34 protein-coding genes are annotated in these 24,040 nt (G+C 64.8%); 28 read left to right on the top strand and 6 right to left on the bottom strand.

Going from position 1 to position 24,040, the window contains the following annotated elements:
• Positions 1-2: 2 nt before the first annotated feature.
• The 6 genes from C167_RS0104485 to C167_RS33210 form a co-directional block, all read right to left on the bottom strand.
• Positions 3-389, bottom strand: coding sequence for a pyocin activator PrtN family protein (locus C167_RS0104485; RefSeq protein ID WP_017517065.1), 387 nt, complete (start codon positions 387-389; stop codon positions 3-5).
• Positions 386-685, bottom strand: coding sequence for a hypothetical protein (locus C167_RS0104480; protein ID WP_037005987.1), 300 nt, complete (start codon positions 683-685; stop codon positions 386-388). The genes C167_RS0104485 and C167_RS0104480 overlap by 4 nt, the downstream gene beginning before the upstream one ends.
• 2 nt (positions 686-687) lie before the next feature.
• On the bottom strand, positions 688-1,266 hold the full coding sequence (locus tag C167_RS0104475; RefSeq protein ID WP_017517063.1) for a hypothetical protein: 579 nt from the start codon (positions 1,264-1,266) through the stop codon (positions 688-690).
• A complete protein-coding gene (locus C167_RS0104470) occupies positions 1,263-1,562 on the bottom strand; it encodes a hypothetical protein (RefSeq protein WP_017517062.1) in 300 nt (99 codons plus the stop codon). Before C167_RS0104470 ends, C167_RS0104475 begins: the two co-directional genes overlap by 4 nt.
• Positions 1,559-1,864, bottom strand: coding sequence for a hypothetical protein (locus tag C167_RS32220; protein WP_017517061.1), 306 nt, complete (start codon positions 1,862-1,864; stop codon positions 1,559-1,561). Before C167_RS32220 ends, C167_RS0104470 begins: the two co-directional genes overlap by 4 nt.
• 102 nt (positions 1,865-1,966) lie before the next feature.
• The gene (locus C167_RS33210; protein WP_017517060.1) at positions 1,967-2,587 is read right to left on the bottom strand and encodes an XRE family transcriptional regulator; all 621 of its coding nucleotides are present in this window, start codon (positions 2,585-2,587) and stop codon (positions 1,967-1,969) included.
• A gap of 110 nt (positions 2,588-2,697) precedes the next feature.
• On the opposite strand from C167_RS33210, the gene C167_RS33590 reads away from it, so the two are divergent.
• From C167_RS33590 to C167_RS0104315, 28 genes are all read left to right on the top strand, one after another.
• Entirely contained in the window at positions 2,698-2,928 is a 231-nt protein-coding gene (locus tag C167_RS33590; RefSeq protein ID WP_017517059.1) for a helix-turn-helix transcriptional regulator, read from the top strand.
• A gap of 310 nt (positions 2,929-3,238) precedes the next feature.
• Positions 3,239-3,745 carry a phage regulatory CII family protein gene (locus C167_RS34235; RefSeq protein WP_017517058.1) on the top strand — a complete coding sequence of 169 codons (507 nt, stop codon included), beginning with the start codon at positions 3,239-3,241 and terminating at the stop codon, positions 3,743-3,745.
• Positions 3,672-3,971 (top strand): TraR/DksA C4-type zinc finger protein, encoded by a 300-nt coding sequence (locus C167_RS35270; protein ID WP_327134331.1) that lies wholly within the window; start codon positions 3,672-3,674, stop codon positions 3,969-3,971. Before C167_RS34235 ends, C167_RS35270 begins: the two co-directional genes overlap by 74 nt.
• Entirely contained in the window at positions 3,962-6,649 is a 2,688-nt protein-coding gene (locus tag C167_RS0104440; RefSeq protein ID WP_017517056.1) for a bifunctional DNA primase/polymerase, read from the top strand. Before C167_RS35270 ends, C167_RS0104440 begins: the two co-directional genes overlap by 10 nt.
• Positions 6,650-6,988: 339 nt before the next feature.
• A complete protein-coding gene (locus C167_RS0104435) occupies positions 6,989-7,348 on the top strand; it encodes a hypothetical protein (protein ID WP_235154287.1) in 360 nt (119 codons plus the stop codon).
• Positions 7,349-7,580: 232 nt separating this feature from the next.
• A complete protein-coding gene (locus C167_RS33205; RefSeq protein ID WP_017517054.1) occupies positions 7,581-7,973 on the top strand; it encodes a putative holin in 393 nt (130 codons plus the stop codon).
• Positions 7,973-8,350 (top strand): phage holin family protein, encoded by a 378-nt coding sequence (locus C167_RS0104425; RefSeq protein ID WP_017517053.1) that lies wholly within the window; start codon positions 7,973-7,975, stop codon positions 8,348-8,350. Before C167_RS33205 ends, C167_RS0104425 begins: the two co-directional genes overlap by 1 nt.
• 157 nt (positions 8,351-8,507) lie before the next feature.
• Positions 8,508-9,089: a hypothetical protein gene (locus C167_RS0104420; protein WP_017517052.1), complete on the top strand. Its 582-nt coding sequence runs from the start codon at positions 8,508-8,510 to the stop codon at positions 9,087-9,089.
• 4 nt (positions 9,090-9,093) lie between these two features.
• Positions 9,094-11,094: a phage terminase large subunit family protein gene (locus tag C167_RS0104415; protein ID WP_017517051.1), complete on the top strand. Its 2,001-nt coding sequence runs from the start codon at positions 9,094-9,096 to the stop codon at positions 11,092-11,094.
• Positions 11,095-11,096: 2 nt separating this feature from the next.
• Positions 11,097-11,309 (top strand): phage head-tail joining protein, encoded by a 213-nt coding sequence (locus tag C167_RS0104410; RefSeq protein WP_017517050.1) that lies wholly within the window; start codon positions 11,097-11,099, stop codon positions 11,307-11,309.
• Between the two features lie 4 nt (positions 11,310-11,313).
• Positions 11,314-12,792 (top strand): phage portal protein, encoded by a 1,479-nt coding sequence (locus C167_RS0104405; RefSeq protein ID WP_017517049.1) that lies wholly within the window; start codon positions 11,314-11,316, stop codon positions 12,790-12,792.
• Positions 12,789-13,964, top strand: coding sequence for a head maturation protease, ClpP-related (locus C167_RS0104400; RefSeq protein ID WP_017517048.1), 1,176 nt, complete (start codon positions 12,789-12,791; stop codon positions 13,962-13,964). Before C167_RS0104405 ends, C167_RS0104400 begins: the two co-directional genes overlap by 4 nt.
• A complete protein-coding gene (locus C167_RS0104395; protein ID WP_017517047.1) occupies positions 13,961-14,305 on the top strand; it encodes a head decoration protein in 345 nt (114 codons plus the stop codon). The genes C167_RS0104400 and C167_RS0104395 overlap by 4 nt, the downstream gene beginning before the upstream one ends.
• 63 nt (positions 14,306-14,368) lie before the next feature.
• Positions 14,369-15,364, top strand: coding sequence for a major capsid protein (locus C167_RS0104390; protein ID WP_017517046.1), 996 nt, complete (start codon positions 14,369-14,371; stop codon positions 15,362-15,364).
• Between the two features lie 4 nt (positions 15,365-15,368).
• On the top strand, positions 15,369-15,680 hold the full coding sequence (locus C167_RS0104385; RefSeq protein ID WP_017517045.1) for a head-tail joining protein: 312 nt from the start codon (positions 15,369-15,371) through the stop codon (positions 15,678-15,680).
• Positions 15,677-16,354 (top strand): phage tail protein, encoded by a 678-nt coding sequence (locus C167_RS0104380; protein WP_017517044.1) that lies wholly within the window; start codon positions 15,677-15,679, stop codon positions 16,352-16,354. Before C167_RS0104385 ends, C167_RS0104380 begins: the two co-directional genes overlap by 4 nt.
• The gene (locus C167_RS0104375) at positions 16,347-16,874 is read left to right on the top strand and encodes a hypothetical protein (protein ID WP_017517043.1); all 528 of its coding nucleotides are present in this window, start codon (positions 16,347-16,349) and stop codon (positions 16,872-16,874) included. The genes C167_RS0104380 and C167_RS0104375 overlap by 8 nt, the downstream gene beginning before the upstream one ends.
• Positions 16,871-17,449, top strand: coding sequence for a phage baseplate assembly protein V (locus C167_RS0104370; protein ID WP_017517042.1), 579 nt, complete (start codon positions 16,871-16,873; stop codon positions 17,447-17,449). The genes C167_RS0104375 and C167_RS0104370 overlap by 4 nt, the downstream gene beginning before the upstream one ends.
• A gap of 43 nt (positions 17,450-17,492) precedes the next feature.
• Positions 17,493-17,750 (top strand): hypothetical protein, encoded by a 258-nt coding sequence (locus tag C167_RS32200; protein WP_017517041.1) that lies wholly within the window; start codon positions 17,493-17,495, stop codon positions 17,748-17,750.
• A gap of 6 nt (positions 17,751-17,756) precedes the next feature.
• The gene (locus C167_RS0104355; RefSeq protein ID WP_017517040.1) at positions 17,757-18,083 is read left to right on the top strand and encodes a GPW/gp25 family protein; all 327 of its coding nucleotides are present in this window, start codon (positions 17,757-17,759) and stop codon (positions 18,081-18,083) included.
• Positions 18,080-18,973 (top strand): baseplate assembly protein, encoded by an 894-nt coding sequence (locus tag C167_RS0104350; protein ID WP_017517039.1) that lies wholly within the window; start codon positions 18,080-18,082, stop codon positions 18,971-18,973. Before C167_RS0104355 ends, C167_RS0104350 begins: the two co-directional genes overlap by 4 nt.
• Positions 18,966-19,556, top strand: a complete 591-nt coding sequence (locus tag C167_RS0104345; protein WP_017517038.1) for a phage tail protein I — start codon at positions 18,966-18,968, stop codon at positions 19,554-19,556. Before C167_RS0104350 ends, C167_RS0104345 begins: the two co-directional genes overlap by 8 nt.
• A gap of 7 nt (positions 19,557-19,563) precedes the next feature.
• Positions 19,564-20,349: a hypothetical protein gene (locus tag C167_RS0104340; protein WP_017517037.1), complete on the top strand. Its 786-nt coding sequence runs from the start codon at positions 19,564-19,566 to the stop codon at positions 20,347-20,349.
• Between the two features lie 10 nt (positions 20,350-20,359).
• Positions 20,360-20,632, top strand: coding sequence for a hypothetical protein (locus C167_RS0104335; protein WP_017517036.1), 273 nt, complete (start codon positions 20,360-20,362; stop codon positions 20,630-20,632).
• 38 nt (positions 20,633-20,670) lie between these two features.
• Positions 20,671-20,856: a hypothetical protein gene (locus tag C167_RS0104330; protein WP_157791818.1), complete on the top strand. Its 186-nt coding sequence runs from the start codon at positions 20,671-20,673 to the stop codon at positions 20,854-20,856.
• Positions 20,857-20,880: 24 nt separating this feature from the next.
• The gene (locus C167_RS0104325) at positions 20,881-22,056 is read left to right on the top strand and encodes a phage head spike fiber domain-containing protein (protein ID WP_017517034.1); all 1,176 of its coding nucleotides are present in this window, start codon (positions 20,881-20,883) and stop codon (positions 22,054-22,056) included.
• The gene (locus C167_RS0104320) at positions 22,053-22,343 is read left to right on the top strand and encodes a hypothetical protein (RefSeq protein WP_157791817.1); all 291 of its coding nucleotides are present in this window, start codon (positions 22,053-22,055) and stop codon (positions 22,341-22,343) included. The genes C167_RS0104325 and C167_RS0104320 overlap by 4 nt, the downstream gene beginning before the upstream one ends.
• Positions 22,344-22,357: 14 nt before the next feature.
• Positions 22,358-24,040: a phage tail protein gene (locus C167_RS0104315; protein ID WP_017517032.1), complete on the top strand. Its 1,683-nt coding sequence runs from the start codon at positions 22,358-22,360 to the stop codon at positions 24,038-24,040.

Genomic DNA, 24,040 nt, shown 5'->3' with positions numbered 1-24,040 from the left:
GGTCACTCCTTTTGCGTGGTGGGCTCGGTGGTGGCGAGCCGGCGGGCCAGTTCTTCATCGGCAACGTGTGAGCGGATATCGATGAAGACGGCGAGTTGATAGAGCTCGATGAACTGCTGCCCCTTGAGGGTTGGGTCCAGGCGGGTGACCGGCAGGGCTATTCGGCCGCTGGCCAGCGCCTTGGCGAAGGTGTCGCCATTGAGGTTGCGGAAATACCGAACGCGCACGACTTCGACGGGCACGAGGACGTCGCCGAATAGCCTGAAGAGGTATTCGACGAGGTTGGGACGTGGCGCCGGGAGCAAGCGCAGGTTGGGTTGCTGGCTGCCGGGTTTGGCCGGCGGGCCGGGTGGTGGTGTCTGCGGGCGTGTGTGCCGAACGCTGGTCATGGGTCACCTGCCAAGCGTCGGTCGGGCTGCGGTTCGGGCAAGGGTTGCTCGCGGCCGATCTTCTGTGCGAGCCAGCGCAACGACGTGTCTTTGACTCGGGTGCTGTAACTGGGCCGCGTGCCGGTGTGCGGTGTGCTGTAGGCACCTTGGTGGATGTAGATATGGGCACCGTCGCGGTCAGGCCGCAGCGGGTAATCAAGGTGATCGAGCAGGCCGGCGCGGCGCATGGCCGTGACCAGTTCCTTGCGGGTCATCTTGAGGCGGTGGGCTGCCTGTTGCAGCGTGAGGCCAGCCACGGTCAAAACCCTGCAGCGCTGGCCAGGTCAACGTCGCCCGCAAGGCGCACGCCCTGGACGAACTGGCGGACAGTTTCGTGCAGCCGCGTATAGGCGCGGCGCCGGTCGAAGGGCAGGCGGAAATGCACGGTAGCGCCCTGGCCCTCCAGTCGGCAGTCGATGCCATGGGGGCTGCGGTGCAACAACAGGCAGACCTCGATGTCATCGAGCGGCAGGTAATGGGTGCCGCGTCCGAGCTGGAGCGCATGGCGCAGAGAACTTTCCATGTTGCTGATCAGTTCGTGCTCGCCGACTTCCAGCAAGCCCGAAGGGATGTACCCATTAGCCTCGCCAGTGATGAAGCGTGCGATTCGGTGGTGGTTGTCGGGGTGGCGGCGATCCAGCGTGATGGTGACGGTGCAGCTGTGCTCCCCGATGGTGACGTTGACCTCAATAGCGCGCTCGCATTGTTCGATCGTGACAGTTGCGAGGACAGACAGACCCGCGCCGTCAGTCAGGGTGTGATGGAACACACCGTTCAGCTCGGCCTGCTGTTGCAGGCGCTGGCGGGACGCGGCGGTGAGGGCGAGATAGGCGGTCATGATGCGGCCTCCTCGACATCAACGTGCAGGAAGCGGCGCAGCCAGTTGTTCAGTGCCTTCAGCCTTTTGACGGAATCCACGTCATCGGGGGTGCGCAATATCGCGCCTCGATGATCCCGTGATATCCAGTGTTCGGGAGGTAGCTCAAAATCCGTTTCTGCCGAGCACACGGACAGGTGAACGCTCTGGTTGTTGAACGCCATGAGATCGACGCTTGCGCGCCACTTGCCCTGGGCGTTGATCTGTAGGGCGGTGGTCACGAGCTGCAGGATGAGGGCCTGGATTGCCGGATTCATGCTGCACCCCCGGTGTAAGGGCCGTGGGGCAGGTGAGGGCGCTGGGGCTGTACATGGGCGGTGCGGATGAAGTCGCAGCCGGCGCTCTCGGCGAGCCTGCGGACTTCGAAAACGCGATTGACGTTCTGGCCGGTGGGCAGCAGGTGGATCGCGGCGGGGTGGTCGGAGGACGGACGCTGCGCGGTGGTGGCGCGCGGTGCTGTCGGGATGAAGGTGCAGCCGGCTTCAGCGGCCTGGTGGGCGATCGCCGCCAGTGTGCCGGGGTACTTCAGGCAAGGCAGCGAGTGGATGGTGGCTTGCATGGATTAATCCTCGTCGTGGTGTGACGAGGATTAATTTACATCCAGACCTCAAAATGTCAAAACAACTTGTTATGTGTGAAGATTCCTACGAGTAGGAGGCGCCTAAGAGGGTACTAATGCCGTACTGGCCCAGACGATCCGACCCGCCACCGGAAGCGCCTGGATGTCGGCTGGTTCTAATGGTTCGTCGAAGTAGATTCCCTTATTGGGGTTCTCGCAGTGAAGAATCCACCGTCCAGTAACCGTCCTGAGGAACTGTCGAATCATTAAGCGTCCTTCGTGATGCAACGCGTAGATGCCTTGGGGGGCAATCTCCTGCTGGCTGGTGTCCAGTATCGCGCGAGCCCCCTGCTGCAGGAGGGGCGCCATACCGGCGTCGGATATCACTGTGACGCGCAGATTTCGCTCTACCAAAGCCATTGCGGCGAGTTCATCTCGGCTGATGAACACGCTAGGACCATTTTCGAAATATGGTGGAATCACCGCGCACTGAAGGGTCAGGCTATCGGTGGAAGGCTGTTCCGAGGCGAGCAATGTCGAGGCGGGAATCTGAAGCGCTGCTGCGATCTTGTCGATTGCGTCTAGCGTAGGCTCTCGCGAGTCTCTCTCGTAGTTGCCGATTCGGCCCTGCCCACCTTTCCATCCACAAAGTCTACCGAGCTCCGCCTGGGACAGATTGAGCTTCTCTCGGTAGTGCTTGATCCGGGCGCCTAGGGTTTCCATAAAAATCCAAAGTGTAGATTAACGTGCGATAACGTTATGTGTTGACTTAGAGCGTCTTTGTTAGATAGCCTTGAATTGGTCACTAACCAACTTGGTACGAGTGCAAGCCAATGAACCGCATTACTGAATTTCGAGCAAAGCGGCGAATTCAGCAGAAGGCTCTCGCGCACGACATGGGCTGGACGCCCAGCCGACTCAGTAGTTACGAGACGGGTCGGCGCGAGCCTGCGCTTGATGACTGTCGCGCAATCGTCACTGCGTTGAATGCGCGAGGCGTTTCGTGTTCGCTCGATGATGTCTTTCCCCCGGAAGCCGGCCAGCAAAACAGCGCCGCCGCTTAACGGCGAAGGTAATCCGTCAACTGACACCACCAGATGACGGAACCGGGAAGGGCGGACCCGCACCACATGGGCCGCCCCTCCCTCCGACCGGCACCAGGGAGGCGCCGGGGTGCCAAGTTCTCACCACAAGAGCTTGGCTGTCATGGCCGGGGAGGGCTTGGAGCTTCCCCCGGTCACAACGATCGTCAGCGGATTATTCACCACGAACGACGCCGCTGACGGTGACTGACGACGGTTAGCCAGACAGTCACGGGCCGCACTTTATCCCATAAATTGCACCGGGACACTGGCGAGTTAGGGATAAATTGCCATGTCAAAATGCCACGATACTATAGCTTTGTTTCGTGCACTCCACGCGGTTGCGATGAACCCGGCGCTGTGCCGGGGCGGGGTGTCTGGTTTCGCACGGGCCACGGGACGCAAGGTCTCGACGCTGGCCCACAAGTTCAACCCGCACGACACGCCAACACTGAATCTCCCTGAACTGCTCGACTTTCTGGCGTATGTGACGCCGGAGGGGCGCCGGGTGGTGCTCGATGCGTTGCACGGGACGTTGGGGGATTCGTTTGCGGTGTTCGTGGACACGGGCAAGCCGCCGGCGCTGCTGTCGAGCCTGGCCGAGCTGCTGCGCGGTGCTGCTGACCTGGCAGCGCTGGCGGGGATGCCGGTGCGACGTATTGGGCGCCGTCCACCGGAGGCGACGCCTCATGCTATGGCAGCCCGGCTAATCCGCGCAGCCCTGGATGTGTTCCGCGCGGTATGCGGCGGCCACCCGCTGTTGCCGGCAGATGTGCGCGGAGGGCTGCTCCATGGTTGACGCGGCGGATCGTGCCCTTGCGGATGAGCTGGTGTATCAGGAGGTGGCGCTGTCGGAGCGTCTGCAGCGGATCGAAGCGGCTACGCTGGCAATTTCCGCCCTATGTTGCAGTGATTGTGGATCGCCTATTCCGGATGAACGCCGGAACGCTGTGCGCGGTTGTACGCGGTGCGTGGACTGCCAGGCGATCGAGGAGCAGCTGGGGGAGGTACGGAAATGCGCCTGATACCAATCGCAGAAGCGGTGGGCCGCTATATCGACGTTTTCGGGCTGGCCGTGGTCAAGATTCCTCCAGCTTTGAAGGGCCCCGCAGGCAACGGATGGAACAAGCCGGGCGGGTATTTCACGGACGCGGAGGCGGCGGTGGAGTTCTGGACCCGGCACCCGACGCATAACCTGGGCGTGGTGTTGGCGCCGTCAGGCGTGTGCTCCCTGGACGTCGACGATGTGTCGGCGGCAAGGCAGGTGCTGTGGGAGGTGTTGGGCGTTGACCTTGATGCGCTGCCGCTGCACTTCCCGACGGTGGTTGGTAACCCGGCGCGGATGCGGCTGATGTTCCGCGTTCCTGCTGGTGTGGAGCTGTCGGTGCATAAGCTGACCTGGCCGAATGAGGCAGACCCGACGGGGGCGACTTTCCGCGAGGCGAACCAGCGCAAGGCCAGCGCGAAGAAGGCAGCGGAGGTGGCCCGGAAGGTGGGCGACGATGCGGCGGAGGCGCAGGCGCTGGCGGCGATGAGCGCCGCGCAGGCCGACGCGGAGGCGGTGCGGCCGTTTACGGTGTTGGAGCTGCGGGCGGGGGATGTGCAGGACGTGCTGCCGCCGTCGATCCACCCGGACACGGGCCAGCCGTACACCTGGCGCACGCCGTTGCCGGAGGCGGGGCCGATTCCGGAGTTGCCTGTGGAGCTGCTGCGCGGGTGGCAGAACTGGGACATTGTGAAGCGCGACGGGCTGGCGTGCTGCCCGTGGGCGCCGAAACAGTCGGTGCCGATGAAGGCGAAGCAGGCAAAGCGGCCAGCGCCTGCCACGGGCGCGGGTGAGTCGGTGGTGGATGCGTTCAACCGCGCGCACGACGTGGAGCAGCTGCTGGAGGCGCACGGGTACGAGCGGCGGGGTATGAAGTGGTTGTGCCCTGGAAGTAGCACCGGGATTGCGGGGATCACGATTGCTGACGGTACGGTGTTCTCGCATCACGGGAGTGACCCGCTGGGTAATGGCCACCGAAATGACGCGTTCGATGTGTTCCGGATCCTCGATCACGGCGGCGACCACAATGCGGCGGTTAAGGCGGCGGCAAGGATGCTGGGCATAGCTCGGTCTGGGCGGGAGCAGCCGCCGGCAGAGCCGAACACTGTGGCTGAAAAATCGCTGGCTGCTGCTCCTCCTGAGGGGGGCGAGGGGGTGACGACCTGGGCGCCTGATCTGCTGCTGGAGCGTTTCGCGCTGGTGTTCGGCGAAACGTCCGTGTTTGACCTGGTGGAGAAGGTGATTATCAAGCCCATGGCGTTCTCGGCCCTGGTGGGCAAAGCCTTGGCGAAGGGTTGGAAGGAGGATGAGCGGAAGCGGGTGATTGAGCCAGATCGGGCAAGGGCGCTGGAGGAGGGCGCGAAGTTCGCGGCGGACCCTGATGAGGAAATGTCGCCGGTGGAGCGCTATGTGTACCTCGATGGCAGCCAGGATATATGGGACCGGAAGCTGTGCGAGCGGTTGCCGGCCAATGCGGTGAAGCTGGCCCTCGGGGAGCGCTTCAAGGCGTGGCTGAACAGTAGTCAGAGACGGGTGATCCCGGCTGACAATCTGGTGTTCGACCCGCTGATGCGCGTGGACCCGAGCACGCATATCAACACGTTCGAGGGGCTGCCTCTGAAGCCGGTGGACGCGCCGGAGAAGTGCAGGACGCTGCGTTGGCTGTTGAGCTTCCTCTGCAATGAAGTCGAGGAGGAAACGGACTGGCTGACCAAGTGGTTGGCGCTGCCTCTACAGCGACTTGGCACGAAGATGGATACGGCGCTGCTGCTGCATTCGACCATGGAGGGCAGCGGTAAGAGCCTGTTGCTCAGTGATGTGATGGGGATGATTTACGGATCTTACGCGGCGACTGTCGGGCAAGCGCAGCTGGAATCCAGCTGGACGGTGTGGCAGTCGGAAAAGCTGTATGGGGTGTTTGAGGAGGTGGTGAGCCGCGATCAGCGCTACAACCAGCAGGGCAAGATCAAGCACTTGATCACGGGCAAGACGGTGCGGATGGAGTCGAAGTTTGTGAATGGCTGGGAGGAGGCGAACTATCTGAACGCGGTGTTCCTTTCGAACGAGATTCTGCCCTGGCCGCTGGGGGAGAACGATCGGCGAATGATGGTGCTGTGGCCTCGGGAGACGTTGCCCGCAGAGAAGCAACGGGCGATCACCCATGAGCTGGCGAACGATGGGCCGGCGGCGCTGCTGCACTATCTGCTGTCCTACGACCTGGGCGACTTCAATCAGCGAACGCGACCGCCGAAGACGCTAGCCCGGCAACGCATCGTGGAGCTGTCGATGGCCAGTTGGCAGACGTTCCAGCGGATGTGGCGCTTGAACGAGTTGGGAATCCCTTACTCGACCTGTCTGAGCACCGATCTGTATCAGTTGTTCCTTGAGTGGTGCCAGCGCAACAAGGAGCACTCGCTGAGCCATACGAAGTTCTCGGGGTTCATTTCGACGGAGGTCGAGAAGTCGCCGACGGCGCTTCCCTGGAGCGATGGAAGTCGGCGGGCGCATGGGGTGTTTTTCTTCCCCGAGCAGCCGGTATCAGTGCGCGCAGCTGACCTGGGAAAGGTGGTAGAGCGCTGGCGGGAGATAGCACGCGGCAGCGGCTGGGACGTGGATGACTGGGAGCATGTGAAGTGTCGGACGCAGAAGGCCGCATGACGCCCATTTCTGTGTGGGGTGTGTTGGGTTTGTGTTGGGTTGCGTTTGCAGACCCAGCACAGCGGGAAGCCAGTCCACTCGGGGCCTGTGGCGGCTTTGCGTCTGGTGTGTGGGGTTGGGCGCGGGCGCGCGTCTATACGCTTCAACATTTCCCGCGTGCCTTGTGATGCGCCTTTTTTAATTCTCTTTATGCGCGATAACCATGCACACCCACCGCACACTACACACATCTAGTTAAGTTAAGGATTTATAAAGAGTTTTTGTGTGTTGGGTGTGTGTTGGGTAGACCGCTTTCTGTGTTGGGTTGGCCGAGCTGGAGTTTTGACGATGATTCGAGCAATGGACGAACTGCTCCGCGTGTGGGCCTTTGAGTTCCACGGGCCTGGGCTGAGACGCCCGGAGGGTGTGGGCTGTGGCAATGTTATTGCGCTGCTGATGGACACTCAGGGCGAGCTGATCCGGAGTACGAACCGGGGCGGCAGTGTGTTGGTGGGGCAGGCGGCGGAAATTGAGATGATCATGAACCGCCATCTGTTGCCGCATAAGCTGGAGCGGGTGGTGCGGGAGCATTACCTGAACCGTCAGAGCCTGGAGTACCAGAAGTGGGCGTTCTGCCGGTGCAGTCGGGCGACGTTCTACCGGCGGTTGAATGAAGCACAGGCAGCTCTGCAGGGGATGCTGATTCGCCGGGCTGCCTAGGGCTGTTCCCGCATCTGGAAAACGAAAGTCCTTTGAAATCAACGCCATTCAAAATTGATTCACGCATCTGGAGCTGTTCCGCTTGGCGGTTTGAGAATCGGGGGGTACAAAGCGGGCAAGGTGTTACCTCTACGCCCGCAGGGTGAGGAGTTCAGCAGCGGTAACGATGCAACGGAAACCCGGCCATGGCGCCGGGTTTTTTTATGCCTGCGCGCAGGCTATGGAGAATTGAATGGCTGGCGGAACGATGAGCGGCCCGGCGCTGGCAACGCTGACAGCTACCGCGGCGGCTGTGCTGGGCGTGCAAGCAGAAGGGTTTGTGGGGGTGATCGCCGGGGCATTCTGCGGGGCGTTGGTGTTCATGCTGACGCTTCAGTCTGACCCAGTGTGGGCGAAGGCGCTGTACTTCGGCATTGCCCTGGTGGGCGGCGTTCTGGGGGGCGGGGTGGTCGCTGCCGGCATTCAGGGGTTTATGCCTGATGCCGCTCAGGTCCGGGTCCCGCATGGTGTCGGGGCGTTGGTGGCGAGTTCGATGAGCGTCCGCCTGTTGATTGGTCTGGCCCGCGAGCCGGTGAAGGCTCTGGGCGAATTCCTGGGCGGGGTTCTCCGCCGGAGGGGTGACTGATGGACAGCGTGTTGGATGTGCTCCGTTGGCTGTTCGCCTGGGTTCAGCCGCTTCCTGGTCTTCCGCTGGTGGCGACTGTCTTCGACTGCATTGCATGTGGGGGAACCCTGTACATGGTTGCGTTTCATTACCGCGGACCAGTCAAAAGCCGTTGGCGTACCTGGCTGGCATTCATTCTCGGGCTGTCTGCCGGGCTGACTTGCATCTTCGATGTGGCGGCGATGATGGGCATTCCTGGTGCTGGGCGGCTTGCGTATGTGGCCAACACGGGCATCAACGTCATGCTGTTCTCTGCGCTGATCGCCGTGCGCGGCAACATCGGCCAGTTGCTGAAGCGGCCGATGCAGGCTGACCAGCCGGGCCCAGGCCCCAGTTGACCGAGGTGGTTAACCGGACCCGCCGGGGACCCTGTGGGCTTCGCCAGACACGGGCGTTCAGACCCGCGATTTCGTGTTAGTGGCTGGGTTTGAGAGTTAGTGAACTGCGGTTAACCGGTTCACTCAGCCAGTTCATTCCGGTTAACAGGTGCCCTCGATGACACTGATGCTCAAATCCGAGTACGCGGACAGCCGCGGCTGGTCCCGGTCCTACGTTTCCAAGCTGGCCCGCGAGAACCGCCTGGTGCTCGCTGCTGACGGCAAACGCGTCGACGCCGTAGCCACCGACGCACTTCTGGAGAAGACGGCAGACCCCAGCAAGGCCGGCGTGGCTGCTCGCCACGAAGCGGCCCGCGTGGAGAACGGCGTCACTGCCCACCTGGCCCCCGATGCACCGCCGCTGCCGGCTCCCAGACCGGCAGCGCCCGGCGTCCTCGACTACCAGAAGGCCCGCGCCCACCGCGAGTACTACCTGGGCCAACTGGCCGAGGACGAATTCCGAAAGCAGCGCGGCGAGCTGGTGGAGAAATCCGCCGTCAACGCCGGTGCCTTCACCGCCGCCCGAACTACCCGCGACCTGGTGCTCGGCCTGCCCAAGCAGATCGCGCCCGAGCTCGCCGCCCTGGCCGACCCCTGGGAAGTGGAGCGCGTGCTGACCGAAGGCCTGCGCCGCACCCTCGCAGACGCCGCCCGGATGATCGCCGCCGACGGAGGCCCCACCTTCACCGACACGAGTTGAACCCATGCAGCACTATGCCGACGGTGACGCGGCCTACCGCGCGGCCTATGCGCGAGGCCTCGAGCCCGACCCCGCGCTCTGGATCGACCAGTGGGCCGACGAGTACATGCGCATCCCGCGCGACACCGGCGCCGCAGAGCCCGGCCCGTACCGAACCGACCGCACGCCTTATGCCCGCGAGCCCATGCAATGCCTCTCGCCGGCGCACCCATGCCGCCGCGTCGTGACCAAGGTCGCCTCGCAGCTGATGAAGACGCAGATCGCCCTCAACTGGATCGGCGGCTGCATCCACATGGCCCCGGCCAACATCCTGATGCTGCTGCCCAGCCTCAACCTGGCCAAGCGCGTCTCCGCCCGCCTGGATAAAACCATCAAGGCCACACCAGTCCTGCGGGAGAGGGTGGCCGCGCCGCGTTCGCGCGACTCGCGCAACACCATGGATACCAAGGAATTCGAAGGGGGCGCCCTGTTCGCCACCACCGCCGGATCCGCCGCCAACCTTGCTGAGCTGGCCGCGCGCTTCATCTACGGCGACGAGGTGGACCGCTGGGACGTGGACGTCGACAACGAAGGCGACCCCATCGAACTGGCCGAGACTCGCGCCTCGACCTTCGGCCGCAACGCCAAGGTATATTTCTCCAGCTCGCCCACCATCAAAGGCGCTAGCCGAATCCAGGACCTGTTCGACACCAGCGACCAGCGTCACTACTACGTGCCCTGTTCGCACTGCGGCTTCATGCAGGTCCTTGAGTGGTCGCGCCTGCACTGGGACGACGGCTACCAGATGGTCCAGTACCGATGCGCCAACCCTGATTGCGAATGCCTGATCGAGGAGCACCACAAGGCCGCCATGCTCGCCGCTGGCGAATGGCGCGCCCACGCCAAGGGCGACGGCGAAACTGTCGGATTCCACCTCAACGCCCTCTATGCCCCCCTTGGCTGGGTCAGCTGGACGGCCCTGGCCAAGCAATTCGACAAGGCCCAACTGGCCCAGAGCAGGGGCGACCTTGAACCCATGCAGGTGTTCTACAACACCCGCCTTGCCGAAGTCTGGGACAGCGCCCAGGAACAAACCAAGGCCGGCGTCCTGATGGCCCGGGCGAGGGCGGAAACCTACGTCCTCGGCACCCTGCCTGTCGGCGCGCTAATGCTCACCTGCGCGGTAGACGTCCAGGGCAACCGCCTTGAAATGATGACCCTCGCTTGGGGCATCGGTATGGAGCGCTGGGTCGTTGACTTCCAGGTGATCATGGGCGACCCCGCGGACGCCCGCACCTGGGCCGCCCTTGATGAGCGCCTGCAGGCCCGCTACCAGCACCCGGCCGGACCAACCCTGCCGATCCTGGCCACCGCCGTGGACTCCGGCGGCCACCACACTGACGAGGTTTACCAGTTCTGCCGCGTGCGCCGTTGGCGCAACATCTTCGCCGTCAAGGGCGCGAGCAAGCCGGGCCGCCCGGTGATTGCCCAGCGCCCCTCACGGGTCGATGTCACCTGGCGCGGCCAGGTCGAACGCAACGGCGCCGAGCTCTGGATAGTCGGTACCGACACCGCCAAGGACTGGATCTACAACCGCTACAACCTGACCGAAGGCCCTGGCGCATTGCACTTCGCGCGTGACCTGCCCGACGACTTTTTTGACCAGTGCGTCGCTGAGCGCAAGGTCGCCCGGTACATCAAAGGGCACAAACGGATCGAGTGGGTGAAGGGCAAGGCCGAGCGCAACGAAGCGCTGGACCTGCTCGTCTACAACCTCGCCATGGCGCATTACCTGGGCATCCACCGTTATCAGCAACACCAGTGGGAGCAGGTCGCCAACGCCTTCCGGCAAAGCAGCCTGCTCGATCAACTCGCCCAGCCGGCGCAGCAACCCGAGCCCGATGAGCCGGAACCGGTACCGCCCAGCCCGGCCCCTGAACCGCCAACCACCCCAACACCGCAGCCCCCGCGCCATGCCGTACCCCAGCGGCGCAGCTCCCACAGTGGCTACCTGAAAAGGCGATAACCATGGCCTACACCCAAAACGACCTGGAGGCGATCGACCGCGCGATTGCCACCGGCGAGCGCTCCGTCCGGTTCAGCTCCCCCACGGGGGACCGCACCGTTGAGTTCCGCTCCATTACCGAACTGAAGGCCGCCCGCGACCTTATCAAGGCTGAACTGGCGGAAAGCCCGCCACGTCGTATTGTCCGCCTCTACCACGGCGGCAAGGGGTTGTAGCGCAATGAGCCGATACCGCCCCGACCCTGCCAGGCTGGCCAAGCTCACGCGAATCCAGAACAACTACGAAGGCGCGGCAGAGGGGCGGCGCTCCCAGAGTTGGGATGCCTCCGACCAAGGCATGAATGCCTTGCTCATGCCCGCGCTCAACAACCTGCGCAGCCGCTCCCGCGCCGCCATCCGCAATGACCCTTACGCCGGCGGCGCCATCACACGTCGCGTTAGCAACCTGATCGGCACCGGTATTACACCGCGCCCCAGAACGACCGACAGCACCCTGCGCGAACAACTCCAGGAACTCTGGGATGACTGGGCCGACGAAGCCGACGCCGATGACCGCACCGACTTCTACGGCCTGCAGGCCCTGGTCGCGCGTACCGTAGAGGGGGCGGGGGAATGCTTCATCCGCCTGCGCCCGCGCCGCCTCGCGGATGGCTACTCGGTGCCCCTGCAACTCCAACTTCTGGCCCCAGAGTTCGTGCCCCGCGACAAAAACGAAATGACCCCAGGCGGCAACGTCATCCGCGCGGGCATCGAGTTCAACCCGCAGGGCCAGCGCGTTGCGTACCACTGCTACCGCACCCACCCGAAGGACCCAACCGCCTCAACCGGCGGTTACAACCAAGTGCTGCGCGTTCCTGCCGAGCAGATGCTGCACATCTACGAGCCCCTGGAGCCCGGCCAGCTGCGCGGCGTGCCGCGGCTGGCCCCCGTGCTGAAGCGGCTGCGCAGCCTCGACAACTACGACGACGCCGTGCTGTTCCGGCAGGAAGTCGCCAACCTGTTCACCGGCTTCATCCGCCGCGATGCGCCCGAAGGGGGTGGCCCGCCGGCTTTCGATCCGGTCAGCGGCAAGCCCCTGGAGATCGCCTCCGACGGCGTGGCCATGGCCGGCCTGGAGCCCGGCACCATGCAGGAGCTGCTGCCTGGCGAACACGTCGAATTTTCCGACCCGCCCGACGGTGGCAACAACTACCCGGACTTCATGCGGCAGCAACTGATGGCCGCCGCCAATGGCCTGGAAATGCCTTACGAGCTGTTCTCCGGCGACCTGCGCGACGTCAACGACCGTGGCTTGCGCGTGGTGCTCACCGAATTCCGCCGCCGTCTGGAACAGCTCCAATTCGGCGTCTACGTCCACCAGTTCTGCCGCCCCGTGCGCGCGGCCTGGATGGACATGGCCGTCCTTTGCGGCGCTGCGCAACTGGCTGACTACGCCACCCGCCGCCGCGAATACCTGCGCACCCGCTGGATTCCTCAAGGCTGGGCCTACATCCACCCCGTCCAGGACGTGCAGTCCAAACAGCTCGAAGTCAACGCCGGCTTCGCCTCCCGCAGCGAAATGGTCCTGCGCAGCGGCTACGACGCCGAAACCATCGACAAGGAAAACGCCGAAGACGCCAAGCGCGCCGAGTCGCTGGGCCTCAACTACAAGACCCTCACCAGCCTGGCCCCCGAGCCGGAGGAGAAGGAAACCCCATGACCACCACACAACGGCTGCGGATCTTCAACAAGGTCCCCGGCGCACCCATCGAGAACGCCCAGCACTGGTACAGCATCAAAGCCCGGGCCCAAGGCAGTACCGACCCTACCGAGGTCTACGTATACGGCGAAATTGGCGTCTGGGGTATCACCGCCAACGATTTCATCCGCGACCTGGTAGCCGCTGACGACGGCACCAGCCAGATCGTCGTCGCCTTCAACACCATCGGCGGCGACCTGTTCGACGGCCTGGCCATCCACAACGCCCTGCGCCGTCTGGGCGCGCGCGGTACCGCCCGCATCGACTCGCTGGCCGCGAGCGCTGGCAGCGTTGCCGCATGTGGTGCTCACCGCGTCGTCATGGCTTCCAACGCCATGATGATGATTCACAACCCCTGGACCTTCGCCGCCGGCGACGCCGAGGACCTGCGCAAGACAGCCAACGCCCTGGACCAAGCCTTGGAGGCCATCGTCGCGGCCTACAAGTCCAAGGCCACCGACATCGAAGATGCCGAACTGCGGCGCATGATCAACGAGGAAACCTGGCTTACCGCCAGCGAGGCCAAGGCCATGGGCTTTGCCGATGAAATCGGGGAGGGTGTCGAGGTCAGCGCCTGTATCGGTGCCGGCAACGCCCTGCGGCGCTACCACCACCCACCCAAGGCACTGCTGGCCCAGCTGGATCCGCCAGCCGACCCCGCGCCGGATCCCGTACCCGATCCGCCGTCCCCGAATGATCCACCGGCGCCGACAGACCAACCACCTCAGCCGGACCCGGTGAAGGCCACCGTCCTTGCCCTGAAAATCACCAACGCCTGCGCCGCCGCCAAGCTCCAGGACGTGGCCCCGATCATCATCGAGGCCACCCAGTTGCGGAGCGACGAAGCGGTGGATGAGGCCCTGACCCGCGCCCGGGCCATCAACGACCTCTGCGTTGCCGCCCGGCTGCCATCGCTGACGGCCGAGTTCGTGCAGAAGGGGTTGAGTGCTGATGCCGTGCGCGCCGAGCTGTTCAACAAAGTCGTCGGCAAGGGCAAGGGCAGCGGTTTCGAAATCAACAACACCATCCCGCCCGGCAACGACCCAACGCCGCCGGCGCAGATCAACCCGACCAACATCTGGAAGAACCGCCAGGCCGCCATCGTCGCGGCCCAGACTGGAGCCAAACCATGACCATCAAGCGCGAGCCCAACCACAGCGGCGAATACCTGCTCAGCGAAGCCCCCGGCAGCCTGTCCCGCGAAACCGTCATCCTCGCCGGCGGGCCGACCCTCTACGGTGGCCAACTGCTGGGGCAGATCACCACCAGCAAGGAATACGCACCGTACAACCCGGCCGCCACCGACGGCACGAAAAAGGCCGTGGCCATCCTGCACAACACCCAGCCGGCCTCGACCACCTCCCGGCCTGCAACCGTCGTGACCCGCCTGGCCGAGGTATCCCGAGCCCGCCTCACCGCGCTGGATGCCGCCGCCGAAACCAACCTGGCCCTGCAGAACATCATCGTTCGCTGAAGGCCCCCACCGTCACCCTGAGCCCCGCTTCGGCGGGGCTCGCCATTTCTGGAGTTCAACCCCATGGCCGATATTGCAGTTTTCGACGACGAGGCCTTCAGCGTCGCCAACCTCACACATGCCATAAACGACATTCCCTACGTGCCAGGGCGCATCGCCAAACTTGGCCTGTTCGTAGAGGAGGGCGTGACCACCACCACGGTGCAGATCGAGAAAGACGGCGACACCCTGGTCCTCGTACCGTCAGCCGAACGTGGATCCTCCGGGCTGGTCGTCAACGGCAGTAAACGCGACCTCATCCCGTTCAATACCGTCCACCTGCCGCAGCGCTGGACCATCCTGGCCGATGAGGTTCAGGGCATTCGTGCCTTCGGCAGCCAAACCGAGTTGCAGGCCGTTGAGGCCGTCGTCAACGCGCGGCTCGAAAAGTGCCGCCGCCAGCTCGACGCCACCCACGAATACCAACGCATGGGCGCCCTTAACGGCCTCGTGCTGGACGCCGACGGTAGCCGCGTCCTGTGCAACATCTTCAACCGCTTCGGCGTTCAGCAGATCGAAGTCAGCCTCGGCCTGGCAGATGCCAATGCCGACGTGCGTGAGAACGTCACCGCCGCCCTGGACCAGCAGGAAGACGTGCTCGGCGCGCTCACACCCAACAGCGTCCTCGGCATCGCCGGTCGGCAGTTTTGGGGCAAATTCATCAAGCACAAATCGGTGCGCGAGACCTACCTCAACAGCCAGCAGGCCGCCGCGCTGCGCGGTGATGCTCGTGAATCCTTCGAGTTCGGCGGCGTCACCTGGGAACGGTACCGCGGCAAAATCAACGGCATCCCTTTTATTGCCGAAGATGAGGCGCTGCTGATCCCGCTGGGTGTGCCAGAACTCTGCGCCACTGCATTCGCCCCGGCGGACTATATGGAAACAGCCAACACTCAGGGTCTGCCGTACTACGGCCGCCAAGAGCGCCTGCCGTTCGGCAAGGGTATTGCCGGCGAGGTGCAATCCAACCCCCTGCACATCGTCACCCGCCCGCGCTCCATCCTGCGGCTGAAGCTGTAACGCCATGGCCTTCCGCGAGCTGGCCAATCGGCTGGACGCTACCGTGTTCAGCCACCTGGGCGACCCAGCCAGCCTCAACGGTCGAACCGTCACTGGCCTATTCGCCGCGCCCTGGCGGCAGCCCACCTACGGCGGCCACAACACCTGCCTGCGAGAGCCGGTCCTGACAGTTCGCGAGGCCGACGCGGAAGGGCTGGAGCAGGGCGCTCTGATTACCCTCCACCTGCCGGCCCCCGACGGCGGCGACTACGACTTTGTGCGACCAGAGCCCGACGGTACCGGCCTGGTCGTCCTGGTTCTGAGGAGATGCGTATGAGCGTTGGCAGCTACTTCAAACCCGGCGCCCGCGGCGGTCTGATCACCCTGCAACCCAGTGCCGAGGACCTGCGCGTCCTCGAGCACTTCGCCAAGCTGGCACCCAAAGTCGCCGCAATGGCCCAGCGCCGGGCCATCAACAAGACAATCGGCTGGCTGCGCACGCACATTGCTCGCGCCGTCAGCAAGGAACAGCGCATCGCTCAGCGTGCCGTCCGCCAGCGCCTGCGCAGCTACCCGGTCAAGGGCAACGCCACCGCCGGCAAACTCTGGTTCGGCCTTGACCCGATCGAGGCCAGCCGCATCGGTCGCCCACGCAATACCGCCGCTGGCGTCAGCGTGGCAGGGCGGCGCTATGCCGGTGCCTTCTACAAGCGCGTACACGGCAGCAACCCGGATATCTGGATCCGCACCGCGAGCAAGCATTTCCGCGCGCAGGACTACCCCGACGCGGCGCTAACGTCGCCCCTGCATGCCGGTGGCCAGCGTCTCGGCAGCATGGACGCCGACCGCTACGGCCGCTTTCCCGTCGTCAAGGCCAAAGTTCGGCTGGAATCCGTGCGTACCCAGTTCGACATCTGGACCCGCCGCGCCCATCAACGCCTGCTGGAACTGCTCAAGCAGGAACTCAGCTACGAATTGAACAAGTACCTGAAGAGGTCCGCCCGTGGATGAACCCCTGACCCTCGACGCCTTCTACGCCGCCGTGGAGCAGCATATCGCCGAGCACCTGGCCGGCGCGCAACGGGTTCGCTTCTGGCCACGGGTGGGCGATGCGCTGGCGCTGCCGTCCGTGCTGCTGGAAATCGCCGAGTTCGAGCCCGGCCCGGATCCCGGCACTGGGGAAGTTGCCCTCGATTGCCGCTGCGAGGCCCGCATCGTCGTCGCGCCGGAACAGCAGGATGCCACCCGTCAGGCCGCGCACCTGAGCACCCAGCTATCCATCCTGTTACGCGCCCAGACCTGGGGGCTCGCCGTGGATCCAGCGCTGTTCACTAGCGCCGAACAGGACTACAGCCGCCCCGAGCTTGATAACTACCTGGTCTGGCGCGTCGAGTGGACCCAGACCCTTTACCTGGGCGAGGAGCAATGGCCCTGGCCGGACGAATCCGGCTACACGCTGATGATCGGCCTGGACCCCGAAACCGGCCCCGGCAACGAACCGAAGTACGTACCTGCGGAGGGTCTGCCATGAGCTACGCCACCGCCGAACACGACCGCATGCTCGCCGCCCTGATCATGCCGTGCGTGGTCGCTGCGGTGGACCTTGCCGGCGCCCGCGTGCGCGTCACCGATGGTGAGTGGACCAGTGCCTGGGTCCGCTGGCATTCCCAGGCCGCCGGCGCCGCCCGACACTGGCGCGCGCCGACCCTGGGCGAGCAGGGTGTGCTGATCAGCCCCTCCGGTGTAGCGGAGGCGGGCACCTTCGTTCCCGGGCTGTTCGGCGATGCCGGCGCACCGGCCGACAACCGTGGGCACGTCGAGGTCTGGCGCTTCGAAGACGGCGGCGCCCTGGTCTACGACTGGCAGGCCCACAGCTACAGCATCAGCCTCCCCACCGGCACGGTCAGCGTGCAGGTGGGCGGAACGGTCGCCACCCTCACCGACGACGCAGCCAACGTGCAGTCCCCCACGGTCACCGTCACCGCCGGGCAAATCAACCTGCAGGGCGCCGTCACGGTCAAGGGCACGCTCCACGCCACCGGCAACATCACCAGCGCCGGCAGCATTCTCGACACCAGCGGCAACAGCAACCATCACAGCCACTGACCCAGGCCCGCGAAAGCGCGCCTTTTTTCTGCGAGGTCCACCCATGAGCAAACAACGCACCGACACTCCCGCCGAACCCACCGCCGTGCCAGCAGAGCAACCAGCAGGAGAGGGCGCACCGGTAGCACTGACAGAACCCGGCCCTCCCGCCAGGCGCTTCCGCGACACCCGTTACCTGTCGCGCACTCTGGTCCTCGAGGACGGCCGCACCGCCCCGGTGGTGGACAGCGAAATCGCCACCAGTGACCCAGCCTGGCTCGAATACCTGCAACAGAGCCCTGAATTCGAACCCCTCGAGTAACCCAGCATGATCGGCGCCAACCGCCACACCGGCCAGCCGCTGGATGGCGTTGGCCACCTGCGGCAATCCATCGAAGACATCCTCACCACCCCGCTGGGTAGCCGGCGCATGCGCCCCGAGTACGGCAGCCAACTGCGCCGCATGGTCGACCTGCCCGTGACCGAAGGCTGGAAAAGCGCCGTACAGGCTGAAGTCGCCCGCGCCCTCGGCCGCTGGGAACCGCGCCTGGCGCTGACCAGCGTGCGTGTCCTGTCTGTGCTCGGTGGGCGGGTCACCTTCCAGCTCAGCGGCACCTACCTGGGCGATGCCCTCACCCTGGAGCTCACCACATGAGCAGCATTGACCTCTCCACGCTGCCCGCGCCACCCCTGATCGAACCGCTGGATTACGAAACCATCTACCAGCAGCAGCTCAGCGATTTTCGCCGGGCCATGGGGGAGGGCTGGACAGCCCCGCTCGAGTCGGACCCAATCGTCAAGCTGCTCGAGGTGGTGGCTTACCGCGAGCTGCTGTTGCGCGCCCGCGTCAACGATGCCGCCCGCGGTGTCATGCTCGCCTACGCGGTGAACGGAGACCTCGACCAGATCGGCGCTGGCTACAACGTCGCGCGACTGCTCATCGACCCTGGTGACAGCCAGGCGGTACCGCCGCGTGCCCCGGTCTACGAATCCGACCCGGATTTCCGCCGTCGCATCCAGCTTTCTTTCGAGGGCTACACCACCGCCGGCAGCACCGCCTCCTACGTTTTCCACGGCCTGGGCGCTGCGGCCGATGTCGCCGACATCAGTGCTGTCAGCCCAACTCCCGGCAGCGTCACCGTCTACGTCCTTAGCCGCGAGGGCAATGGCAAGGCCAGCGAAGCACTGTTGGCGCAGGTTGCCGCCGCGCTCAATGCCGAGCATGTGCGGCCGCTGACCGATCGCGTCACCGTGCAGTCGGCCAGCATCGTGTCCTACGTCATCACCGCCGAGCTGGTCATGCTGCCCGGGCCGGACTCCGCCGTCGTGCATGCCGCTGCGCGCTCAGCGATCGAAGCCTACACCCAGGAGCAGCATGCCCTGGACAGGGACATCACACTATCGGGCGTCTACCACGCCCTGCACCAACCCGGCGTGCAGCGCGTCAACCTCTCCAGCCCGGCCAAGAACCTGGCCATCAGCGCGGGGGAGGCCAGCTACTGCACCGCCATCAACCTGACCGTTGCAGGTACAACCGATGTCTAGCCTGCTGCCGCACAATTCCACGCAACTCGAACGCGCCCTGGACCTGATCGGCGCCAAGGCCATGGACCTGCCCGTGCTGCTGCGCAGCCTGTGGAACCCTGAAACCTGCCCGCTGAACCTGCTGCCCTGGCTCGCCTGGGCCTGGTCCGTCGATGACTGGGAGGACAGTTGGACCGAGCGGCAGAAGCGCGACACGGTAACCGCCGCCCTGTCGGTGCAGCGCATCAAGGGCACGCTCGGTGCCGTCATGCGTGCGCTGGGCGCCCTTGGCGTGCCGGCGCGTATCCAGGAGTGGTTCAACCAGACGCCCGCCGGCGCCCCGTACACCTTTCGGTTACTGCTGGACATCGACCAGACGCCGATGACCAAAGCCGACCTGGCTCGTGTCCTCGCTGTGGTCGAGAACACCAAGAACCTGCGCTCGCACCTGGAAACAGTCCTGCTCACCGTCACCAGCTCAACCCGCGCCTACGTCGCCGTGGTCGCCGGCGTCGGCAGCAACATCTGCATCGGCGGTTTCGAACCGCCGCGGCTGGTCCTGAGCGAGCTCGCCCTGCCGCTGGACGCACCCATAACCGCCTGAGGCCCCCATGGAACTGAAAAACTACTTCGCGCAGAACGCCGCCGGCGACCTGCTGCCCGGGGCGGTGGCCACCCTGTACCTGGCCGCCACCACCACGCTCGCCACCGGCTTGAAAACCGCCGCAGGGACTGCGCTGGCCAATCCCTTCAGTGCCGACGCCGACGGCCTGCTCCAGTTCGCCGCGCCCAATGGTCTGTACGACCTGAAGGTCACCGCGCCTGGCCGCAGCTTCACCGTGCGGATCCAGTGCAACGACGTCGCCGAGTCAGTAGCGGCCGCCGAGGCTTCGGCGCTCGCCGCGCTGACCAGTCGCCAGGCTGCCGAAACGGCCGCAGAAGTCGCACGGGTAGGGCAGATCGCCGACAGCTATGCCGCCGCACATGGCGCCGCCTGGAACGTACCCGATGGCGGCATCGTTCGCGTGCTGGCTGACGAAACCCACGGCAACCGCTCCAGCTGGTACAGCGCCCACACCAGCGCCGCCGGAAGCGGCCCAAGCCTGGCGCTCGATTTCATCGGCCCCGTGCCCCAGCTTCTGACCGAAACCTTGGCACTCGACTTCATCGCCGGCCGCTACAGCGTCGATACCGACCCGTCTCCACGCGTCATGGGCACCTACAACGTTGTGGGCGAAACACTGGAGTACGTCACCGGTGACGGTACCCGCCTGGTCGGTGTGCCGGCCAAGGCTACGGCGACGGGCGCACTGGGCGACTTCGCCATCAGCGACACCCACCTCTACGTTGCTATCGCCGCGAATACCTGGCGCCGCGTGGAGCTGAGCACCTTCTGAAGGAGCCCCCATGACCATCCTGCTCGCATTGACCAACCAGCAGACCAGCCGCTGGACCGTGAACATACCTGCCACCGGCGACGTGCAACTCTTCATCCGCGGCGAGCTCGGCCCCGGCCGTGTCGTGGTCAGCCTCAAGGGCGGCGATGGGCAGTTCCACAGCTATGACGGCCTGACGTTCGACCAAGCCCATATTGCCCGCGAACTCAGCCTGCTAGCCGGCGATGTGCTGCAGGTCGAGTGCATCGAGTGCCGCGCCGCCAGCGTCGAGGTGCGCCAGTGATCAGCCGCGCGCTCTGCCGGCCGCTGGTGCGCCCTTTAGTGGACGAGCTGCGGCGGCGTTCCGGCAGCCACGCGCCGACGTCCACCGATTGGCGCGATCTCGCCGCCTCCCTGATGCTGGATTTCCTCACTGACTATTACGCCAGCCAGGCCGCCACCGACGTCCTCTACCCGCTGCCACTGGTCCTCAACGAATTCGTTCTGCCGCTGCGCGCGGCAGCCTGACGCCACACACCACGGAGCACCATCATGGCCCTGACTCAGAAGAACTTTGCCGACCTCATCACCCTCAGCCGTAACAGTTCAGCATGGCGCTTCAACGCCATGGGCCTGCTGGAGTCCGTCCCGGCCAATGAACCGCGCTTTGATTACGACCGGCTCACCCACCAGTTGCGCGGCCTTCTGATCGAGGAACAACGCACCAACACCTTCCTCAATTCTGGAAACCTGACTCTGATGAACCTCAATGCCGGCGCCACTTGGGATGAAGCGCCCGGCATGGCTCCCGACGGCCAAGCAGTCGCACGAGTTCTCATCATGAGCGGTCCGGCATCGAGCGGCGTCTACCGCACCAACGCATCCACAAATGCTGGACAACAGGTCTGGTCGGTTGAGGCGCGCGCCATCACCGGAAATGGTCAATTGCGCCTGCAACTGAGTGGGACCAGTTATGCCGCGACGTACTACGTCGATTTCGATCTGATCAACAACAGGATCATCCGCAGCAGTGGGGCAACTGGATTCATCAGCAAGGTCAGCGACGATGGCACTTATCGAGTGAGTATCACCGCCCCCGTCGATAATCCCGCGACACCCGGTCACAACGTCTGCATCTACGCCGGGGACACCACCGCAAAATCGTTTGCAGTCTGGGGCGGGCAACTTGAAACCGGGGTGTTTCCTACCAGCTACATTCCCACGACCACAGCGCAAGTCACCCGCGCCGCCGACATCGCCTACGTCGGCAACACCGCCCCCTGGTTCAACCCAGTAGCCGGCACGCTCTACGTCGAGGCCAGACCGTCCATGGTCCCTACGGGCAACGCCGGGATCGTTGCCGCGTCACTGACCTCCGCCGGCGTCGCCGAACGCATTTTCGCCCTGCAGCTCACCGCCACCGCCGTGCGAGGCGGCGGCCTGGGCTCCGGCGGCAACGACCTCTCAGTGCTCCCGGTAACGGGCATCGCGCCAGAGGCCGAAAAGACCTACAAGGGCGCCCTGGCCTACGCCGCCAAGGACGCGCGCGGGGCGGTCAACGGCGTTTTGACGGCGCCCGGCGCCCCGGCCGTCCAGCCCGGCCCCATCACCAAGCTCAACCTCGGCTCACTCTCAGGCTCATCGCAGCTGTTCAACGGCCATATCCGCAACATCCGCTACTACCCGCGCCGCCTCACCGACGCCGAACTCCAAGCCCTCACCGCATGAGTACCGTCAAAATGGACCACTACATTTCTGCCACCGACGAACCCACCCTGCGCCTGGTCCTGACCGAGCTCGGCCTCGCCACCCTCACCGAGGAAGACCAGCTCGCCCCGGCCGAGGGCGTCGCCCTCGACATCCTCGGCATCTGGTACGAGGAAGGCGTCACTCCAGAATCCGCGCCCAAGGCCCTGCCCGGCTACCACGCCAACCTGCGCACCGAGCAGCCCATCGCCTGGCCGCCGTCCATCACCGTGCATCAACCGGAAACGCCGTGGCGCGTGTGGGCGTAAACAGGGGGTAACCCATGGCGTACAAGTCGATTCACACCCTCAAGGGGCTCAACGCGCTTGCCCGGGCCGAGTCACTGCGGGTGCCCATCAACCTGACCCACATGGCCGTGGGCGATGGCAACGGCAAGGCCACAGCACCTAAGGAAACCGACACCGGCCTGGTGCGCGAGCGCTTCCGCGCGGCTATCAACCGCGTCTATCAGACGCCAAGCGACAGCAAGCGCTTCACCGCCGAACTTGTCATCCCCGCCAGTTCAGGCGGGTGGACGCTGCGCGAGGTCGGCGTCTTCGACAGCAACGGCACACTGTTCGCTGTCGGCAACCTTCCGGACACCTATAAGCCCACGGCTGCCGAAGGGGCGTTCTCCGATGTGGTGATCCGGCTGGACTTCACCGTCAGCAACGCCGACATCGTGACCGTGCAGGTGGACCCCGGCGTCGCCATGGCTTCTCAGCTTTGGGTCACAACCAACATTACCGCCGCGCAGATCATCCCCGGCGGCACCGTCACCCAAATCCTGGGCAAGAAATCCAACGCCGACGGCGACTACGAATGGAAAGACCTTGGCGAAATCAACGTCACAGTCGACACAATCGCCGAACGCCAGACCCTGGCGGCCGGGCAGACCACCGTCGACCTCAGCGTCACCACCACCTATGGCCTGGCCGTCTACATCGAAGGCTTGCGTAAGGATCGCGGCAGCGGGGCGGACGACTGGCAACCCGACGCCCAGCTGCCCACCCGCCTCAAGCTCGGCAAAAGCTACGCCGCCGGCAGCCGCATCACCCTGGTCAACAACGAGCCCGCCGGCAGCGCTGCCGCCCCGCTGGAGCGCATGGCCAACCTCGCCGACGTCAACGACAAGGCCAAGGCGCGCGAGAACCTGGAGATCTTCAGCAAGGCTGAAGCCAAGCAATTGGCGCCCGCTGGCCTGATAGCCAGCTTCGCACGAAGCACAGCACCGACCGGGTGGTTGAAAGCCAACGGCGCTGCAATCAGTCGCGCGGCCTACGCGGAGCTCTTCGCCGCGATCGGTACCCAATACGGTGCCGGCGACGGCTTCACAACGTTCAACCTGCCCGACCTGCGCGGCGAAATCATTCGCGGCTGGGACGACGGCCGAGGCCTTGATGGTGGTCGCGTTTTCGGCAGCGTGCAGGCCTGCGCAATACAAAGTCACGGTCACGCCGCCGACGCCGCCAGCAGTGGCAGCCACAACCACAACGGCACCGCCAATGCCGGAGGCTCCCACAACCACGCCGCCAGCTCCGCCGGCGCCGGAAACCACAACCACAGCGCCTGGACTGACACCCAGGGAGACCACTCCCACGCCGCCTGGGCCGACACGCAGGGCAATCACCAGCATGCCTCCGCCGGATCGCCCGGTATCGGCCAGGGTTCCGGCGGCGGCAACTCCGTTATGCAATCACTGGGCAGCACCAGTCCAACATCAGTCGCCGGGGCTCACAGCCACAACATCGGCATCGGCGGCGCGGGTTCGCATGCCCACAACGTCGGCATTGGCATAGCAGGCGAGCACGCCCACGGCGTTTCAGTCGGTAGCTCCGGTGAGCACAGTCACCCGCTGAGCATCACCAGTAATGGAACCCACACCCACACCATCACCATCACCGCCACGGGCAGCGCAGAAACCCGACCCCGTAACCTCGCGCTGCTCATGTGCATCAAGTATTGA

Source organism: Pseudomonas nitroreducens TX1 (genome assembly GCF_000313755.1).
Classification (GTDB): domain Bacteria; phylum Pseudomonadota; class Gammaproteobacteria; order Pseudomonadales; family Pseudomonadaceae; genus Pseudomonas; species Pseudomonas nitroreducens_A.
The sequence above is the reverse complement of the archived record's forward strand: the minus strand, read 5'-3'. Positions and strand labels throughout refer to the sequence as shown.

Bases quoted from the DNA above. Each gene is read 5' to 3' on its own strand.
- C167_RS0104405 (WP_017517049.1), top strand. From the start codon at position 11,314: ATGAGCCGATACCGCCCCGACCCTGCCAGGCTGGCCAAGCTCACGCGA.
- C167_RS32200 (WP_017517041.1), top strand. From the start codon at position 17,493: ATGAGCAAACAACGCACCGACACTCCCGCCGAACCCACCGCCGTGCCA.
- C167_RS33210 (WP_017517060.1), bottom strand. From the start codon at position 2,587: ATGGAAACCCTAGGCGCCCGGATCAAGCACTACCGAGAGAAGCTCAAT.
- C167_RS0104435 (WP_235154287.1), top strand. From the start codon at position 6,989: ATGGACGAACTGCTCCGCGTGTGGGCCTTTGAGTTCCACGGGCCTGGG.
- C167_RS0104400 (WP_017517048.1), top strand. From the start codon at position 12,789: ATGACCACCACACAACGGCTGCGGATCTTCAACAAGGTCCCCGGCGCA.
- C167_RS0104370 (WP_017517042.1), top strand. From the start codon at position 16,871: ATGAGCTACGCCACCGCCGAACACGACCGCATGCTCGCCGCCCTGATC.
- C167_RS0104485 (WP_017517065.1), bottom strand. From the start codon at position 389: ATGACCAGCGTTCGGCACACACGCCCGCAGACACCACCACCCGGCCCG.
- C167_RS0104415 (WP_017517051.1), top strand. From the start codon at position 9,094: ATGCAGCACTATGCCGACGGTGACGCGGCCTACCGCGCGGCCTATGCG.
- C167_RS34235 (WP_017517058.1), top strand. From the start codon at position 3,239: ATGTCAAAATGCCACGATACTATAGCTTTGTTTCGTGCACTCCACGCG.
- C167_RS0104380 (WP_017517044.1), top strand. From the start codon at position 15,677: ATGAGCGTTGGCAGCTACTTCAAACCCGGCGCCCGCGGCGGTCTGATC.
- C167_RS0104355 (WP_017517040.1), top strand. From the start codon at position 17,757: ATGATCGGCGCCAACCGCCACACCGGCCAGCCGCTGGATGGCGTTGGC.
- C167_RS0104340 (WP_017517037.1), top strand. From the start codon at position 19,564: ATGGAACTGAAAAACTACTTCGCGCAGAACGCCGCCGGCGACCTGCTG.
- C167_RS0104325 (WP_017517034.1), top strand. From the start codon at position 20,881: ATGGCCCTGACTCAGAAGAACTTTGCCGACCTCATCACCCTCAGCCGT.
- C167_RS0104440 (WP_017517056.1), top strand. From the start codon at position 3,962: ATGCGCCTGATACCAATCGCAGAAGCGGTGGGCCGCTATATCGACGTT.
- C167_RS0104395 (WP_017517047.1), top strand. From the start codon at position 13,961: ATGACCATCAAGCGCGAGCCCAACCACAGCGGCGAATACCTGCTCAGC.
- C167_RS33590 (WP_017517059.1), top strand. From the start codon at position 2,698: ATGAACCGCATTACTGAATTTCGAGCAAAGCGGCGAATTCAGCAGAAG.
- C167_RS0104335 (WP_017517036.1), top strand. From the start codon at position 20,360: ATGACCATCCTGCTCGCATTGACCAACCAGCAGACCAGCCGCTGGACC.
- C167_RS33205 (WP_017517054.1), top strand. From the start codon at position 7,581: ATGGCTGGCGGAACGATGAGCGGCCCGGCGCTGGCAACGCTGACAGCT.
- C167_RS0104470 (WP_017517062.1), bottom strand. From the start codon at position 1,562: ATGAATCCGGCAATCCAGGCCCTCATCCTGCAGCTCGTGACCACCGCC.
- C167_RS0104320 (WP_157791817.1), top strand. From the start codon at position 22,053: ATGAGTACCGTCAAAATGGACCACTACATTTCTGCCACCGACGAACCC.
- C167_RS0104345 (WP_017517038.1), top strand. From the start codon at position 18,966: ATGTCTAGCCTGCTGCCGCACAATTCCACGCAACTCGAACGCGCCCTG.
- C167_RS0104410 (WP_017517050.1), top strand. From the start codon at position 11,097: ATGGCCTACACCCAAAACGACCTGGAGGCGATCGACCGCGCGATTGCC.
- C167_RS0104315 (WP_017517032.1), top strand. From the start codon at position 22,358: ATGGCGTACAAGTCGATTCACACCCTCAAGGGGCTCAACGCGCTTGCC.
- C167_RS32220 (WP_017517061.1), bottom strand. From the start codon at position 1,864: ATGCAAGCCACCATCCACTCGCTGCCTTGCCTGAAGTACCCCGGCACA.
- C167_RS0104475 (WP_017517063.1), bottom strand. From the start codon at position 1,266: ATGACCGCCTATCTCGCCCTCACCGCCGCGTCCCGCCAGCGCCTGCAA.
- C167_RS35270 (WP_327134331.1), top strand. From the start codon at position 3,672: ATGTGTTCCGCGCGGTATGCGGCGGCCACCCGCTGTTGCCGGCAGATG.
- C167_RS0104350 (WP_017517039.1), top strand. From the start codon at position 18,080: ATGAGCAGCATTGACCTCTCCACGCTGCCCGCGCCACCCCTGATCGAA.
- C167_RS0104420 (WP_017517052.1), top strand. From the start codon at position 8,508: ATGACACTGATGCTCAAATCCGAGTACGCGGACAGCCGCGGCTGGTCC.
- C167_RS0104390 (WP_017517046.1), top strand. From the start codon at position 14,369: ATGGCCGATATTGCAGTTTTCGACGACGAGGCCTTCAGCGTCGCCAAC.
- C167_RS0104425 (WP_017517053.1), top strand. From the start codon at position 7,973: ATGGACAGCGTGTTGGATGTGCTCCGTTGGCTGTTCGCCTGGGTTCAG.
- C167_RS0104385 (WP_017517045.1), top strand. From the start codon at position 15,369: ATGGCCTTCCGCGAGCTGGCCAATCGGCTGGACGCTACCGTGTTCAGC.